This window comes from Caballeronia temeraria (assembly GCF_001544795.2).
Lineage (GTDB): Bacteria > Pseudomonadota > Gammaproteobacteria > Burkholderiales > Burkholderiaceae > Caballeronia > Caballeronia temeraria.
This window is the reverse complement of sequence record NZ_FCOI02000018.1, coordinates 42,560-57,138: the sequence shown is the minus strand read 5'-3', so window position 1 is coordinate 57,138 and position 14,579 is coordinate 42,560. Positions and strand designations below refer to the sequence as shown.

At 60.5% G+C, this 14,579-nt stretch carries 14 protein-coding genes and 1 pseudogene; 11 read left to right on the top strand and 4 right to left on the bottom strand.

The window, feature by feature from the left end; all coding sequences use genetic code 11:
* Positions 1-24: 24 nt before the first annotated feature.
* Entirely contained in the window at positions 25-897 is an 873-nt protein-coding gene (locus AWB76_RS23885) for a manganese catalase family protein (protein ID WP_061162617.1), read from the bottom strand.
* A 155-nt stretch (positions 898-1,052) separates the two neighbouring features.
* Here AWB76_RS23885 and AWB76_RS42915 point away from each other — a divergent pair, with 155 nt between their 5' ends.
* Both AWB76_RS42915 and AWB76_RS23870 read left to right on the top strand, forming a co-directional pair.
* Positions 1,053-1,514, top strand: a complete 462-nt coding sequence (locus AWB76_RS42915; protein WP_341845306.1) for a DUF2934 domain-containing protein — start codon at positions 1,053-1,055, stop codon at positions 1,512-1,514.
* A 1,000-nt stretch (positions 1,515-2,514) separates the two neighbouring features.
* Positions 2,515-2,949, top strand: a complete 435-nt coding sequence (locus tag AWB76_RS23870) for a response regulator (RefSeq protein WP_082864513.1) — start codon at positions 2,515-2,517, stop codon at positions 2,947-2,949.
* Between the two features lie 33 nt (positions 2,950-2,982).
* On the opposite strand, the gene AWB76_RS41095 is transcribed toward AWB76_RS23870, so the two are convergent.
* Complete coding sequence (locus AWB76_RS41095; protein ID WP_157696192.1) at positions 2,983-3,150, bottom strand: hypothetical protein; 168 nt, start codon at positions 3,148-3,150, stop codon at positions 2,983-2,985.
* Between the two features lie 435 nt (positions 3,151-3,585).
* Between AWB76_RS41095 and AWB76_RS23860 the strand changes: the two are divergent.
* The 9 genes and pseudogenes from AWB76_RS23860 to AWB76_RS23820 all read left to right on the top strand — a co-directional run bounded on the left by AWB76_RS23860 (position 3,586) and on the right by AWB76_RS23820 (position 11,838).
* Positions 3,586-4,574: pseudogene (locus AWB76_RS23860) on the top strand (diguanylate cyclase).
* Between the two features lie 41 nt (positions 4,575-4,615).
* Positions 4,616-4,777, top strand: a complete 162-nt coding sequence (locus AWB76_RS23855) for a hypothetical protein (protein ID WP_157696191.1) — start codon at positions 4,616-4,618, stop codon at positions 4,775-4,777.
* Positions 4,778-5,243: 466 nt separating this feature from the next.
* Positions 5,244-6,224 (top strand): chromate resistance protein ChrB domain-containing protein, encoded by a 981-nt coding sequence (locus AWB76_RS23850; protein WP_061162612.1) that lies wholly within the window; start codon positions 5,244-5,246, stop codon positions 6,222-6,224.
* Complete coding sequence (locus AWB76_RS23845) at positions 6,221-7,405, top strand: chromate transporter (RefSeq protein ID WP_061162611.1); 1,185 nt, start codon at positions 6,221-6,223, stop codon at positions 7,403-7,405. The genes AWB76_RS23850 and AWB76_RS23845 overlap by 4 nt, the downstream gene beginning before the upstream one ends.
* Positions 7,406-7,541: 136 nt before the next feature.
* Positions 7,542-7,970: a chromate resistance protein ChrB domain-containing protein gene (locus tag AWB76_RS23840; protein ID WP_061162610.1), complete on the top strand. Its 429-nt coding sequence runs from the start codon at positions 7,542-7,544 to the stop codon at positions 7,968-7,970.
* Entirely contained in the window at positions 7,957-9,213 is a 1,257-nt protein-coding gene (locus AWB76_RS23835) for an MFS transporter (RefSeq protein WP_096031348.1), read from the top strand. Before AWB76_RS23840 ends, AWB76_RS23835 begins: the two co-directional genes overlap by 14 nt.
* Before the next feature lie 129 nt (positions 9,214-9,342).
* On the top strand, positions 9,343-10,266 hold the full coding sequence (locus AWB76_RS23830; RefSeq protein ID WP_082864519.1) for a DUF1259 domain-containing protein: 924 nt from the start codon (positions 9,343-9,345) through the stop codon (positions 10,264-10,266).
* 83 nt (positions 10,267-10,349) lie between these two features.
* Positions 10,350-11,399, top strand: coding sequence for a YncE family protein (locus AWB76_RS23825; RefSeq protein WP_061162608.1), 1,050 nt, complete (start codon positions 10,350-10,352; stop codon positions 11,397-11,399).
* Between the two features lie 70 nt (positions 11,400-11,469).
* A complete protein-coding gene (locus tag AWB76_RS23820) occupies positions 11,470-11,838 on the top strand; it encodes a COG4315 family predicted lipoprotein (protein WP_061162607.1) in 369 nt (122 codons plus the stop codon).
* 234 nt (positions 11,839-12,072) lie between these two features.
* On the opposite strand, the gene AWB76_RS23815 is transcribed toward AWB76_RS23820, so the two are convergent.
* Together AWB76_RS23815 and AWB76_RS23810 are read right to left on the bottom strand one after the other, a co-directional pair.
* Positions 12,073-12,513 carry a hypothetical protein gene (locus tag AWB76_RS23815; RefSeq protein ID WP_157696190.1) on the bottom strand — a complete coding sequence of 147 codons (441 nt, stop codon included), beginning with the start codon at positions 12,511-12,513 and terminating at the stop codon, positions 12,073-12,075.
* 803 nt (positions 12,514-13,316) lie between these two features.
* The gene (locus AWB76_RS23810) at positions 13,317-14,546 is read right to left on the bottom strand and encodes a phosphatidylserine decarboxylase family protein (protein ID WP_061162605.1); all 1,230 of its coding nucleotides are present in this window, start codon (positions 14,544-14,546) and stop codon (positions 13,317-13,319) included.
* Positions 14,547-14,579: the final 33 nt, after the last annotated feature.

Genomic DNA, 14,579 nt, shown 5'->3' with positions numbered 1-14,579 from the left:
TTTTCAAACGATTCGCGCCTGGATTCATTGACCAGCCTGACCGGCGCCGAGGTCCGCTCCGGTCGTGGGATCGGCCGTGGGATCCGACGCGGTACGCGCAGCCATTGCCTGTAACACCTCAACATCCTGCTTCGACACGCCCACGGTTGCGGTGCCGTCACCGCCATCGACGGCCGGTTGCGGGTCAGCGACGAATTCCCAGTCACCGCCCTCGTTCCACGGGCCGCGCAGGTCGTCTTCCTTCGACATGTTGAAATAGACGCTGGTGAACTGCGGATTGCCCGGCAGCTTGCCCTGCGGAAAATTCGGTTGAATCGAGTGCAAGGCTTTCTCGAAGGACTTTTGATGGGCGATTTCGCGCGTCATCAAAAAGCCCAGTGCGTCTTTGATGCCGGGATCGTCGGTGACATTCATAAGACGCTCGTAGACGATCTTGGCGCGTGCTTCGGCGGCAATGTTTGAGCGCAGGTCCGCCGTCGGTTCGCCGATCGTATCGATGTAAGCCGCGGTCCAGGGCACGCCCGCCGAATTGGTTAAAGCAGGACCACCACCATACAGGATCGCCGTAGTGTGTGAGTCGTTGCCATTGCCGGTGAGCGACCGGTACAGTTCGGCTTCTGATTGCACCGCTTCGGCAAGCTGGCCCTTCGCACCCTTGTTGAGCATGGCAACGATCGAGCCGATGACTTCGAGATGGCTCAATTCTTCGGTGGCAATATCGAACAGCAGATCCTTGCGGCCGGCATCATCCTCAGCGACTGCCTGAGTAAAGTAGCGGCATGCAGCGGCGAGCTCACCCTGTGGACCGCCAAACTGTTCCAGCAACAGGTTGGCAAGTCCAGGATTCGGTGCGGCGACGCGCACCGTGTATTGCAGGCGTTTATTATGAGCGAACATATCAACGACTCCTTGCTGGGGCGAGCGGCGTCCTGCGGCGGACGCGCGCACGCGGTTAGCGGTCAGGTTTTACACGCGGCGACCGGGAGCCGCGCAACGCTTCGTCTCCGCGGTTAAACGCTACGAGTCTCAGCACGCTCTGATCGTGCTGGCCGATGCGGTCCGGGACGGACCGAAGAACAATGGGCCCCGAGGTACAGCAAGGGACGTTACGAGGGATGCGTCGTTGTCCGAGAAATGGCTGTGCCGCGGGTGCATCGAGCGGGGCATGGGCGGCTTGGTCACGCTTCCCCGCACGTTCTTCGCGCGGCACGAGCATTTTTGTCAGGAGACCGCGCACACCCCACTTTGCGCGTATTCTCAGGACACGCGTGTGTATCGCGTTTTCAACCGATCAACAGGAGAACGAGATGGATGCACCTGTTACAGAGGAGCAAGTACGTGCATTGGCATACCGCCTCTGGGAAGAAGCTGGCAGCCCGGAAGGCCGATCGGACGAATTTTGGGCCCTGGCCGCGGAACGCCTTGGGATCGAAGCGCAAGACGCCGATCCGAAGCTACAAAGCAATGCTAGCGACCGTACGGCAGCGTCTGCGCAGGTCACGGGTCGCGAGTGACCGACACGCGGTCCGTTGCCGCCCAACATAACCCGGCAATCGGCACCGGTGTAAGTGCTGCTTCGAGCCGTGCTGATGCATGGCTTCGAGCAGTTTGCGCATGGTTAGCGCGCTTCGCCTTCCCGAGGCTCCTCCTACCGGACGCTCTATCTTTACTCGCGCGGGCGGCTTCAAACCGCCGCATTTCCGCGTCGCGATCGGGTGTCGGTATGCCGCGGCCGCTCGCCTGCGCACTGACAAGCAGGTGCAACTTGGCACACGCGCTTGCTGCTCGCCCACTGATCGGTTAGGTTGCGGGCGTGCTGGAGTCCGTCGAACAATTCGTGGGCAAGGATGGTGGCTCTCATTTCGAAAATTTACCGGGCGTCGCCGCGCCACCGGTTCCGATCGCGAGCACGGCGGCGCCCCGGGACGTCGGTGACGATTACCTTTTTGGGACGCTGCCGAGTGCCCAACGACGGCGGCTTGTCCGGCATTGAAATTGCCAGGCGCCGCTGCTCCTTCATTGCCGGAGGACGGCTACTGTTTCATCTTGCCGGTCTTTCCGCTCGCGCCTGTCCCCGATGCCGCATCCGGCGACATCCCTTTCTCGCGTTCCTGCATCAGCGTGGGGCTGCCTGCGCTGCTTGACCCCGGAGGGGTCTCCTTGGCTGCGTGTCCCGTCGCGGGGGCGCCCTGCTGAGTCGCTGGCGACGAAGGAGTTTGGCTATTTTGCGCGGTCGCGCTTGCACTCATAGCGACCAGGAAAACGCTAAGCAGGGTTGGGATGCGGTTCATGGCTGTCTCCTTGTTGTGTCTGACAGCTTTGGAAGAGCATCCGTTGTGCCTCACAGAGGTCGCCCACGCTGGCCTCGGCGCCGTCGGGCATAACGGAATGCGCGACACGCGGCACATGGTTGCCCAAGGCGTATGCGAAACCCGTACGAACGAACGACAAAAGTGGGGGCATAACCGTTGCTGCATACGAAACATGACACTTCTAACGACCGTCATGTTCTAGATGCCCGGATTGTGGACCGATCGTCTATTTGACCGCGTTTCGCCACCGGTCGTTGTGTTCATCGTGGACGACGATATCGCCGGGGCGCAGGCGTTGTCCACGGTTCTTGTGATCGAGGGTTACCGCACGACCGTTGTGGACGGAGGACAGGCCGCCTTCGAGACGCCGGCGGCTTCAACGCCTCACGTCGTAGTCCTCGATATCGAGATGCCTGAATGTGATGGTTACGCGGTGCCTGCGGCGATGCGCGGCTCAGGCCGATTCGGAAGCACGCCGATCATCGCCTATACCTCTCTTGCGGAGGCAGACGTGATGGAACGTGGCAAGCAGGCGCAGATTGATGCCTTTTGCCGGAAAGGCACGTCGATACGTCCGCTGCTCGATCTCATCGAGCATGTCGCCCCCATCATTCAAGGGTTGACCGGCGAAGGATGATCCGACCCGGTGCCCATTCGCGCGCTCAACGCTCTACGAGCTCAAGCGCTGCACGGCCATGCGCACTAGCCAGCCCAAAGCATCGACGGTATAGGGCGTTGCGCGCGCGGTGACGTCGTGCCGTGCGAGCGCGGCGCGCGTGCCTGCGATCCACTGCGGCCCGATCAAACGGCCCTCGTGCTCGCGAAGCGTCGAAGTCACGGCCCCGATCCCGGCAGTGCACCCCAACGCTGCCGATTTTCCGACCGAGCTTGGCGCACCGGAGACGCGATTTTCCACTTTGACTATGAGCGATTCCGCATTCATGTGACGCCGCTCGGCTTCCGGGGGCCACTACGCGAACAAAAATTTACCGATGCGGCTCAGGCGAGCCAGATCCACGAGGAGATTTAATGGTTCGGTGAGACGAGTAAATACTCGAATCGCAAGACTGCGATGGAAGTGGGCGCGTCAGTGGGTAGTCGTCTGGATTAAAGATACCTGGATCTGAGCCGCGCGACGGGCGACAGACTTCCTCCCCGGGGATCGCTTGCGGCGCGCGCGAAACGAGTCGCAGTTGAACCAACAGCGAATAACACGCACGCGTGTGCGCGCCCCCTGACGGGTGAACCGGCTCTGTCCGACCTGCTCGCGGCCATGCCGAATGCGCCGGCCTCCGCCGAGTTACCCGTGACGGTACTGCTGGTCGAGGACCAGGCGATCATCGCGGAAGCCCTGCGCCGCGCGCTTGCGCAAGCGTCCAATGTCGATCTGCACTACTACGCTGATCCGGAGGACGCACTGCGCACCGCGCAGGAAACACGGCCGACGGTGATCCTGCAGGACCTCGTGATGCCTGGCGTCGATGGCCTTACGCTCCCTGCACCAGTATTGCCAGCATCCGGCGACACGGGACACACCAATCATCGTACTCTCGACGAAGGAAGAGCCGCAAATCAAAAGTGCGGCCTTTGCGGCCGGCCCGAACGATTACGTTGTGAAGCTGCCGGATACGGTCGAGCTTGCCGCGCGCGTGCGCTATCACTCGCGCTACTATCAGAATCTAATGCAGCGCGATGAGGCGTATCGCGCGCTGCGTCAGTCACAGCAGCAGTTGCTCGAAATCAATCTGGAATTGCAGCGGCTGACGCACTCGGACGGGCTCACCGGCCCATCAAATCGGCGCCGGTTCGACGATTATTTGAACGCCGAATGGGACCGTTCGGCGCAGGAGCATACGGCCGTAGGCATGCTGATGATCGATGTCGACAACTTCAAGTCGTACAACGACACTTACGGCCACGTCGCTGGCGACGACGTGCTGAAGCTTGTCGCGCGTACGATCGAATCGAGTCTCATGCAAAGCACCGATCTCGCGGCGCGCTTTGGCGGCGAGGAGTTCGCCGTGGTTTCGCCGGCGACGTCGATGCACGCGCTACGTATGCTCGGCGAGAAAATTCGCATTGCGGTGCAGGCGCTCAACGTGCCGCACGCGGGAACGACGACCGGGCGCGTGACGATCAGCGTTGGCGGAGCGTCGGATGCGACCGTCGGCGAGGGTGGCCCCAAGCAGTTGCTTGAGGCAGCGGATCTGGCGCTGTATCGCGCTTAAGAGAGACGGACGCAACCGTGTGTGCGTGGCGTAATATCGAGCCGACGTTGCGGGCAGATGGCTGTTAGGCCTGCCATGGCCAAAGCCGCCCGGCTCGCGCAGATCTCCATCGACGGATTTGGTGGCATTGGCGATGCGCCGATCGGGCTGCTTCGTAAGCACGCCGATATTTCCTACCCGTCATTTCTTGTCGTGCGTAATGTCGTTGCATGTCGTCCCATTGAATCTACGTTCTAGCGAAACGGACACTGGTACTTCGGGCGCGCGCAAGCCATGCCGCGTAGCACGGCTATCCGATCCAGGCACGAGTTTAGATATCCGTATCGAGTGTTACGGTGCCTTACCGACTTTGTGCGCCTCGTCACTGACTTCAGGAACCTTGCTTTTCGCTCTGAGGTCGGCGACGGAGGGATTACATCAGTGTTTAGATCGTGAAAATAACTAAAGCGACCGGATGATCGATTCGGAAGTGCGGTTTTGACGGGCTCCAACAGGACAGAGCCGCATCGCTCTGGGCAGTCGGCAATTACATTTACCACGTTGGCGTTGCGACGCTCCTGACCCGCCGGACGCGCCAATCCATGTTGATCGAACCATTCGGCGACTTGCGTGCCATTTGGCGAAAGCGTGGCGCCCGGCAGGCGCCGGCAAACGCCGGAGAAATCACTTGTAGCGAGATTTACCGTGGTGTAGTTTACGCTACATGAACTTACTCACTACCTGGTCCCTATTGGTCCTGACGCTGCCCACCGAGAACGCGACCGCTCGCATGCGATTCTGGCGTGCATTGAAGGCGAAGGGGTGCGCCGTCCTGCGCGATGGGATCTACCTGCTGCCGCAGACCGAAGAGCGCGAACTGATGCTGCGCGAGCTTGCGGGTGCAATCGCCGATAGCGGTGGCACCGCGCACGTGCTGCGCGCACCGAGCCTTGACGCCGAGCAGGAGGTGGAATTTCGTGCGCTTTTCGACCGCAGTGAAGACTATGTCGAGTTTACGGGCGTGCTGAAGGGTGCGCGCAAGACGATTTCGGGCCAGTCAGCGGCTGAGCTGACCAAGCTGCTTCGTCGTTTGCGCAAAGACTACGAGACCATCGTCGCGATCGACTACTTCCCGGGTGACGCCACAACCCGCGCCGAAGCGGCGTGGCAGGATTTCATCGGACTCGTTGACACGGTGCTTTCACCGGGTGAGCCCCATTTCGCCGATCGTCCAATCCGAAGCCTCTCAGTCGACGACTATCAGGGTCGCACGTGGGCCACGCGGCAGCGCATGTGGGTCGATCGCGTGGCAAGTGCCTGGCTGATCCGCCGGTTCATCGATCGCGACGCGGATTTCGTCTGGATAGCTTCGCCGAGCGCCTGCCCCAAACACGCGCTCGGTTTTGATTTCGACGGTGCCGCCTTCACCCATGTTGGCGAACTCGTGACGTTCGAGGTTTTGGCTGCGAGTTTCGGTCTCGACAAGGATCCGGCGCTGCTTCGGCTCGGCGAGATGGTCCATGTCCTCGACGTGGGCGGCGCTGCCGTTCCGGAAGCTGCCGGCTTTGAAGCCGTGATGGCGGGAGCCAGGGAGCGCGCGACCGACGACAATCAGCTGCTCGATGAAATGGGACGCGTACTGGATGCGCTCTACACACATTTTGCTTCGGCTGTGAAAAGCCGGGACGCCGGAGGCCGCGCATGAGCACCCCGACCGACGCATCACCGCGCTACACGCTCGCCCAGATGGTTCTCTATATGCTGCGTCTTGGCGCCTTAGGGTTTGGCGGGCCGGTGGCACTCGTCGGCTATATGCACCGCGATCTCGTCGAACAGCGCGGGTGGGTGAGCGAGTCGGACTACCGCGAGGGGCTGGCGCTCGCGCAAATGATGCCGGGACCGATGGCGGCTCAGCTCGGCATCTATATGGGCTACGTGCACTATCACATCATGGGCGCCACGCTCGCCGGTATCGCGTTCGTTCTGCCCTCATTCTTGATGGTGGTCGGTCTCGGGTGGGCCTATGCCCATTTCGGCGGGCTTTCGTGGATGCAGGCCGCCTTCTATGGTGTCGGTGCCGCGGTCGTCGGCATCATCGCAATGAGCGCGTACAAGCTCACGAAGAAGACGATCGGCAAGGACAAGCTCTTATGGGTGATTTACTTGACGCTGGCGACCGTCACGGTCGTGACTGAATCCGAGATCGCGTGGCTCTTCATTGCTGGCGGCCTCGTCAACTGGTTCGTGGTTGCCCCGCCGAAATGGTTCAGCAAGGGCGGACTAAGCGCTGCCGCTGCTGCGCAACTTCCGGTCGCGAGCGGCGTACTTAGTGGTCTCGATTGGCCTCTGCTCGGCCAAATCGGGCTGTTCTTTGCGAAGGCCGGTGCCTTTGTATTCGGCTCGGGACTCGCAATCGTGCCGTTCCTTTACGGCGGTGTGGTCACCGAGCACCATTGGCTCAACGACAAGCAGTTTGTCGATGCCGTGGCCGTCGCGATGATCACGCCAGGCCCCGTGGTTATTACCGTTGGCTTTATCGGTTACCTGGTCGCGGGCTTGGCGGGCGCGTGTGTGGCCGCGCTCGGCACTTTCTTGCCTTGCTATCTCTTCACCGTGTTGCCGGCACCGTACTTCAAAAAATACGGCAAGCTGCTCGCCGTTAAGGCCTTTGTCGACGGCATCACAGCCACTGCGGTGGGCGCCATTACGGGTTCCGTAATTGTGATAGCACGCCGCTCGATCGTCGACTGGCCAACCGTGCTCCTCGCACTCGCGACTGCGCTCTTGCTGTGGCGTTTCAAGAAGCTGCAGGAGCCCGTCATTGTCGTCGCCGCTGCGCTTATTGGTCTTGTTGTGTACCCGCTCATTCGGTCGCATGCCATTTGACGCCCGCGGATGCGCCTTACGAGACGGCAGCCAGGGCAGCGCAGTTGGTGGGAGGGCCGGTCATCGATTCCACGGCGAGCTGAAGGGAAGAATGAGCTTGACCACCGGGCTTCAATCATCGAACAAGGAGTGGGTTATGAAATGGGTCACTCGCGAACGCCCGAAAGTCGACCGTATCGCCTGCCCTTGGCTCGTTCAACGTTTCATCGATCCCGAAGCGGAGTTCCTGTACGTTCTGCGAGACGACGTCCCGCGCACCGCGGCCATGATGGACGCCGTGCCCTATGACGTGCCCGACGTCGAACTGGGTCACCACGGCGAGCTTTGCAGCTTCGACGCCTTTCTCGACAAGTTTCAACTCTCCGATCCCGCGTTGCACAAGCTTGCGCGTATCGTTCGCGGCGCCGATACCGGGCGCCTCGACCTCGTGCCGGAAGCCGCAGGTCTGTACGCGATCTCCATCGGGTTATCGCGCACGTTTGCCGACGATCACGAACAACTGCGTTACGGCATGCTTCTCTATGACGCGCTCTATGCATGGTGCAAGGATGATGCACATCCCTAGATGCATGACGCACAGGCCGGGCGGGTCGCGCGTGACGGCGTGGCTCCTGCCCGAAGGCGTCCAGGGTGGCGTCCCCACTCTTCTGGTTGCCCGGGGGCTGCGTGGCCTATGTGATGGCTTCATCGCGGTGCTGCTGCCCGGCTATCTGCTGGCGCTCGGCTTCGGGCAACTCGCTGTCGGCCTGATCAGCACGACGACATTGTTCGGTTCGGCCTTCGCGACGATCCTGGTGGGCGTCCTCGGGAATCGGTTTGCGTCGCGCGTCCTGTTGCCCTTCGCGGCAGTGCTGATGATGGCCACCGGTGTTGCATTTGCCGGCTTATCGTCGCTATGGCCATTGCTCGTCGTGGCGTTCGTCGGCACGCTGAATCCGAGTTCGGGCGATGTGAGCCTGTTTCTTCCGCTCGAACACGCGAGACTGGCCGAGTTCGCAACCGGTGACGCACGAACCGCGCTCTTTGCGCGCTATAGCCTTGTTGGCGCGCTATCGGCCGCGCTCGGCACCCTTGCGGCTGGGGTACCGGAGTGGGTCGCTGCCCGCTCGGTTGTCTTACCTCTGATGGCGATGCGCATTATGTTCGTCGTCTACGCGGTGTCGGGAGCGGTTATCTGGATGCTCTACCGACGCCTGCCGGTTCGACAATTCAGCATTGACACGCCGCGCATGCCGCTCGGACCATCGCGAGGCATTGTCACGCGCCTTGCGCTGCTGTTCAGCGTTGACGCCCTTGCCGGCGGACTTCTCGTCAATTCGCTGATGACCTTGTGGTTGATCCAGCGATTCGGGCTGTCGCTGGGCGCCGCCGGCCAGTTCTTTTTTTGGGCCGGGCTCCTTAGCGCGGGTTCACAACTTGCTGCAGCCCCCTTGTCACGCCGCATCGGCCTGCTCAACACCATGGTGTTCACGCATATCCCCTCGAGCGTCTGCCTCATCGTCGCAGCATTCTCTGCGTCGCTCACGCTGACCCTGACGCTGCTTCTCATACGCAGCGCGCTGTCGCAAATGGATGTGCCCACGCGCAGCGCGTACGTCATGTCGGTTGTCACACCAGCCGAGCGCCCCGCTGCAGCGAGCTTTACCGCGCTCCCGCGAAGCCTGGCATCGGCGCTGGCGCCCACACTCTCAGGGGCACTTCTGGGGCTCGGGTGGCTCGGTGCCCCGCTTGTCGCCTGTGGCGCATTGAAGATCGCCTACGATCTTTCGCTGCTTTACCTTTTCCATCACGTTAAACCGGATGGCTAAGCCTTTATGGAATTCGTGAGCGAAATGGATCTCATCAACGCACGGGGCAACGATGCCCAAACCTCCGCAGCTCCCAGAGCTAACGAGTCAGTGGACCGCTGCGCAAGCATGTCGAAGGAGGAATTTCAAATGTCATCGTTAAGGCGCCTCTCGCAGGCATTGGTCATCGCGATCGGTATGTGTGCGGCCGCAGGTCAGGCTCAAGCGCAACCCCAGGCGGAGGTAGACACGGCTCGCATTGAGCAGATCACCGGCTTGAAAGGCACCTATTCCGATAAGGAGGGCGTCTTCAAGGTTTCAAAGCCGCGCAATGACGTGAAAATCCAGGTCGACGGCTGGACCATGCCACCGTTCATGGGCCTTACCTCCTGGGCCGCATTTATGTCGGACCGGCACGGTAAGAGCATGATGATGGGCGACACCGTGCTGTTCGAAGACGAGGTCAATCCGGCGATGAGTGCCGCACTGGATGCCGGCCTGGAAGTGACCGCACTTCACAACCACTTCTTTTTCGACCAGCCCAAGGTGTACTTCATGCATATCGGCGGCCACGATGATGCAACCACGCTCGCCGAGGGCGTTAAAAAGGTCTACGACCGGATCGCACAGGTCCGCTCGGCGCACGCCGACCCTGAAAGTGCCTCGCCCGGACCGATCGCTAGCCCCAACAGCATCAGTGCCGCGCCGCTCGAAGCAGTGTTCGGCACGAAAGGCCAGACGAAGGACGGTATGTTCAAGGTGGTCGTCGGAAAAACGACCAGCATGCACGGCGTTACGGTCGGCAACGAAATGGGCGTCAACACGTGGGCGGCCTTCGCTGGTAACGATGATGAAGCTGTCGTTGACGGCGATTTCGCGATGCGCGAAGGGGAACTTCAGACCGTGCTCAAGAGCATGCGCGCGTCGGGAATCAATATCGTCGCAATCCATCAGCATATGACGGGCGAAACACCCCGCATCCTGTTCCTGCATTACTGGGGTAAAGGCAAGGCCGTCGATCTGGCGAAGGGTGTCAAGGCGGCCCTGGATGCGCAGAGCGCAAGCGCCCGATAGCGCTGCAGCGCTGCAGCGATGTGCAGGCCACGCCACCGACACGCAAACGCTCAGCGGTGGCGACATGCAGTGGGAGGTTTCATATGAAAGCGTTGCAACGCTGGCGCTATCGCCGGCCGGTCCTGGCGCTCCTTGTCCTTCTCGTTTTGCCCGCGGTTGGTGTGGGTCTGCGCGAGGTGGTCCAGCACGCTGCTGCCGCGGACCAGGAGATCTACCGCCTGCCACTGACGCATATTGCCGATATCCCATTGCCGGGCCGTGCGAGTCGCCTGGACTACGAAAGCTACGATCCTGACCGCCATCTGCTGTTCATCGCTCACCTCGGCGACGGGGAGGTGATTGTCGTTGATGTGAACGCTGCCCGAGTCGTCGCACGAATTCCTGGGGTTTCATCGGTTCATGGCGTGCTCGCGATTCCCGAAATGTCGCGTGTTTATGCGTCGGCGACTGGAACGGACGAAATCGTCGCCATCGATGAAACGACGCTCAAAATAGTCGCGCGCATGCCCGGGGGCCACTACCCGGACGGCATGGCTTACGCACCCGAGGTGCACAAGCTCTACGCATCGGACGAGACCGGTCGTACTGAGACAGTCGTCGATGTTCAAAGCAATCAACGCGTCGCGACCATTGCGCTCGGTGGAGACGTTGGCAATACACAATACGATGCGCGATCGCATCATATCTTCGTCAACGTCCAATCGCGCAGCGAACTCGTCGAAATCGACCCGGCGGTCGACAGGATCGTGGCCCGCCATGCGCTTCAGGGAGCCGAGCAGAACCATGGACTGTTGATCGATTCGCAAGATCAGCTGGCCTTTGTCGCCTGTCAGGGCAACGACAAGCTGCTTGTGTTCGATTTGGGAACTCGCCGCGTTGTGAAGTCGTTCGACATCGGCAAAGACCCAGACGTCCTGGCGTTTGATGCTGCACAAGGCAGACTCTATGTGACTGGGGAAGCGGGCATTGTCTCTGTCTTCAGTGTGCAAGGCTCTACGGTCGCCAAAATCGGCGAAGGCCCGCTCGGACCAAACGCGCATGTCGTTGCCATCGATCCCGCCACCCACCATGCGTATTTCCCGCTGAAGAACGTTGACGGGCGTCCCGTGCTACGCGTCATGGCGCCGTTGTGATGGTCTTTTCGGAGACGATAGACCGGGCGTTGCTGCCTTGTGTCAGGTCGTCAGATCAGGAGGTTGAACCATGAAAACGCTCACATTCCTCGCACTCCTCGCTGGAGTTCTCGCCGCTACACCGGCCCTGGCAGCAGCGCCACACGAAAGAGACGGTATGTTGGTCGACGACCAAGGCATGACCTTGTACATATTTGGGGGAAAGGGGATGCCGGATGCGAAATCGTGCGAAGGCGACTGCGCGAGAAACTTTCCGCCCGCGCTCGCAGCGCCGGGCGATAAGCCATCCGGCGCGCTGACGTTGCTACCTGCTCCCAATGGTGAGCACCAGTGGGCTTTCCAGGGCAAGCCCCTGTATCGCGGCCTGATGGACAAAAAGCCCGGAGATCGCTCAGGAGACGGTCTTAATGAAGTCTGGCATAGCGTGCGAGTGCGGTAACGGCGGGATGAAGGAGGGACGCAAATCGATACCGGAGGCTCACGCAATCGAAGCGTCGGCGGGGTCGCTTCGGCACGGTGATCATTCGGGCGTTTTCGCAGGTGCAACCCGAATCTGCTTCGGATCGGCGAACCTCCCGGTCGACGTCAATGACCTCGCACGTGCCCTCGGACTTGTGAACCCAGCAAAGTAGTCTGCTTATTAGCAAAGTGTGTTAGCGCGATCATAGAGTTTTCAAGCATCAAAGGGCGGGACGTCCGAGCGCGGTGCGCAGACACCGAGCCGTTTCAGCTCGGCGATCGCCTGGGCCAGGAAAATTTCCGGCCAAGTGCCGCAAAGAATCTCGAACGCAACGCGGGCGTTGTGCAGGCGCGTAGCAACCACGTCTGCCGGCCGTTCTTCCCACAGGACGCGTTGCACCAGACCCACGGCCCCGCGTTCTGCGATGTAGTCGAGGACCGGTCCGAACGTTTCATCGCGGAAGATTGTCGGTCCATAAGTTTGGGCAAGTGCGGCGAGCAACGCGAGCTCCACGCTATTCGGACCGGCCTGCAGAGGCGGCCTGCCGTCCATAAGCGCGCCAATTGATGAGCGCGAAGCGCGGCGACGGAGCGCGATGGCGTCTTCCAGCCGCGACGTAATCTGCGCGACTTCATGGTCCGGATAGTTGCACACGCCTCGCGCCATTGACTCGCGCCTTTCACGTAACTTGGAACGAGCACATCCTACCTCGCCAACACCGCTAAAACGATCAGTACTTATCCGCTCGACGGATTGCTGCCCGCGCCGGTCCGCTCAGGCACAAGGGAGGCCCTGCCCCGAGAAAGCTCGCCCACGCGTCGGCACGTCCGTACCCGGCTTCGCGGATCCCGCCTGAGGGAGCTGCGCTTACAAGACGCCGCCCGGTGACGACATTATTTCGCACGGTACAAAGCCTGCCTCCGTACGGCTCTGTGGCCGCCGGCGGTCCGCACGCGTTGCAGTTGTCGCTTTCATTGACGCGACGGTGACATTTTCAATGCGGTCTACGTGTGGGCTACGGCAAATTCGACGCCACGGCGTTCTTACCCAAGACAGTATCGAGGCGGCGACAGTATTAACTGAAACATACGTCGTCGCTCCGTTTCACCAGCGACGAATGCCATCGAAGCTCTCGTCATGTTCACGCTGCGTTCATCCAAGTTGACGGATCGGTCGCACATTGCGTGAAGATGGTGGACTACCAACCGACCATTGCGGCGGCGTAGTTCTGGCGATTCCCCAGAAGATCAGACCGCGCCGCGTCCCACGGAGGATCGCGGCGCGCGCTTCGGCTAGCTACTTACCTTCCTCCCGGCTTGCTCTTCGGACACTTCTTGTCCAGCTAACAACGTCAACTTTTAGTCTGTTGCCTTCTCTTCCTTCAGGGTCTCACGAAGGAGTTGTATCGCGTGATCCTTTCCGAGGAACGCCACATCGAAAACCAGCGATCTAATTCATCACCGCGCCGTACACAGGTGCGAATTGACCTTCATAGGTGCCGCCTTGTCGTCGAAGGGCGGCTGCGGCACAAACTTGATAATAGCGCCAGGCTTGAAAATTAAGCAGTGCGTGGAACCGCCGTACTGGAAGTAGCCAAGTTCGTCGCCCTTGCGCACACGCTGCCCAGGCAATGCTTCGATCACGCATGACGAGACTTCTGCCATTCCAACGAAAATGCATGCTACCTCACCGATGTCGGAGTCGTCGCATTCGATGACGATAATGGCACGTGCCGCGACGGCGGTAATGTAGCCTTGCGAGTCGTTCAGGCTACTGGGATCTTCCCCTTCTGCATCGGCGTCGGAATAATAGGTGCCGTCAACCAGATACGCCTTCGTCACGGTCCCGTTCACTGGCGCGTGCCAGCGATGGTAGAAAAACGCACTCAGAAATGCTTGATACACCGTCCCGCCAACAAATCGGCGCGCGAGATCGGACTCCTTCGCCGTGAACATCTCAAGTAACGAGTAGGGCTGTGACTTGATCCAAAACGAGTCCTGCAGGCTAACGTCGTTTTGGATGTAGTACGGTGTGGCTTCACACGCGCTCACGATCACCTTCTCGTTATCCGGCTGCGCAACGGGCCGGGCATCAGGCTTGAATTCGCGCGTGAAAAAATGGTTCCAAGAGGCGAAGCCCCAGTAAGGTTTGTTCGGGTCGCACAGAAACTGCGATAAGCCGATCTTCTGATCCGCTTCCCGACTGAACCAGCCCTCGGGTGCTGCGGTGTTCAAATGCGTGCGCGAGTGCGGCCCACTCAAAAAACCAGACCAAACAGTCAGAAGCTGTTTGAGATGTGCGTTGAAGGCAGGATCGCGAAAAAGTGCGTAGCCGGAGGGCATCACCATAGGCCAGTCAAGTAATGCGTTGACAGGGCAATGAATCAAGCTCGACTCGCTGAATGGCGGGGCATAGGTCAGCATTGCATCGAGCAGGACAAGCAATTCCTCAATGTTCGCATAGCCAAGTCTGAAGCCGGCATCTCGTGCTTGCGCAATCGCACGAGCGAGATCCATTCGGACGATCGGATCCTGGTAAATGAAAGCGGCGAGATCTTCAACCACGCCGGTTCTCTGCGCTTGGCGACTGCGCTCGTGAGCGTAACGCGCGAATTCTTCCCGGAATCGCGCGATATCATCCTCGTCCTTCGGTAGCCATTCGCCAAGCCGGCGTCGAGTGTCATTCATGATTCGCCTCCGTTGAGTTTGCTGAACCGCGCA